Here is a 1,243-nt window from a genome sequence, read left to right as displayed (position 1 = left end):
CTGCCAGAGCGGGGCTCGGGGGGACAGAACGGGGCGGTCGCCCCGCCACCGTGCGGTTGCTCCCTCCCACCAGTCCAACGCGGGGGAGGGGGGCGTCGTCCTACGCCCGGTTACTTCCCCGTGGGACCGGAGACGACCGGCAGCCCGGCCGCTTTCCAGACATTGAGCCCGCCGGTGATGCCGAGACCACGGAACGGCCGCCCCCACGGCCTGCGCCACGGCCTGCGCGCTGCGCCGGCCGGTTCGGCAGCGGACCGGGGCGGGGACGACGTTCCGGATCGCCTCGTACCCCCCGCCGCATCGAGCGGGCACTCTAAGGCCACACAACTCCGCCGCTCCGTACGGTCAGGGCATCGGGGCGGTCCTCCTCGTGGAACCTGGTCCATCCCAGGTGGACGGAGCCGTCGAACCGCTCGTGGTGATCCCTGGCCTTGGTCGCCAGCCAGGTCAGCAGTTCGCCGACGAGGCCGAAGTCGTCCGGGTGTATCTCCTGCCGAGCGGTCAGCGCCCAGCCCTCCTCGCGCCGCAGCAGCACGGAGGTCAGAGCGCCGCCCACCTTCAAGGCCGTGTCATGGCATCCCAGGAGCGGCATCGGGGCGTCCTCGGTGACGAGCTCACCCAAGTCGTTCTCCACCACGAACGGAAAGGCGCGCACGATGTCCAGCCTCTCCGGCTTCGGGCCCAGGCCGAGATGCCACCTGAGCTCGGCGATCTCGTCCTCGGAGACGGCGTCACGCAGGTCCATCGTGATCGAGAGTTCGTAGATGTCCGCCATACCGGAACCGTACTGGCGGGGTACGACAGTCCTGCGTCTTCGGGGCAGGGGTGCGGCTCAGCGACCGGCCAACCGCCCCGTGCTCTCCCGCTCGATGAGCGTCGGCAGCGGCACCTGGACCGTGGCCGCGGGGCCGTCGTCCAGGAGGGACAGGAGCTCGCGCGCCGCCGTCCGGCCGAAGGACACCGTGTCGCGCGACAGCGCCGTCAGCCACGGGTGCACCATCCGGCACAGCGCCGAGTCCTCCCACGCGATCACCGATACGTCTCCCGGCACGCCGAACCCGAGCGAGGCCGCCGCGGCGACACCGGCGACGGCCATCACGTCGTTGTCGTACACGAGAGCCGTCGGCGGGGACGCGGCAGAGAGCACCCGCCGTGTCACCGCGGCCCCCTCCGCGTCCGAGTAGTCCGTGGTCACCGAGCGGACCTCGGACAGGTCGCGCCGCTGGGCCTCGGCCCGCAGCGT

General features: G+C 71.9%; 2 protein-coding genes. Both read right to left on the bottom strand.

Translation table 11 applies throughout. The annotated features are described in order from the left end of the window. Positions 1–313: 313 nt before the first annotated feature. Positions 314–775 (bottom strand): hypothetical protein, encoded by a 462-nt coding sequence (locus ACZ5CR_RS45955; RefSeq protein WP_468869875.1) that lies wholly within the window; start codon positions 773–775, stop codon positions 314–316. Between the two features lie 57 nt (positions 776–832). Further along, positions 833–1,243 (bottom strand): substrate-binding domain-containing protein (locus tag ACZ5CR_RS45950; RefSeq protein ID WP_468869870.1); only part of this gene is annotated, 411 nt, incomplete at its 5' end.

This window comes from Streptomyces sp. NPDC031274 (assembly GCF_055570235.1).
This window is presented reverse-complemented; position numbering and strand designations above follow the sequence as displayed.

Coding starts and splice junctions, on each gene's coding strand:
- ACZ5CR_RS45955 (WP_468869875.1), bottom strand. CDS start 775: ATGGCGGACATCTACGAACTCTCGATCACGATGGACCTGCGTGACGCC.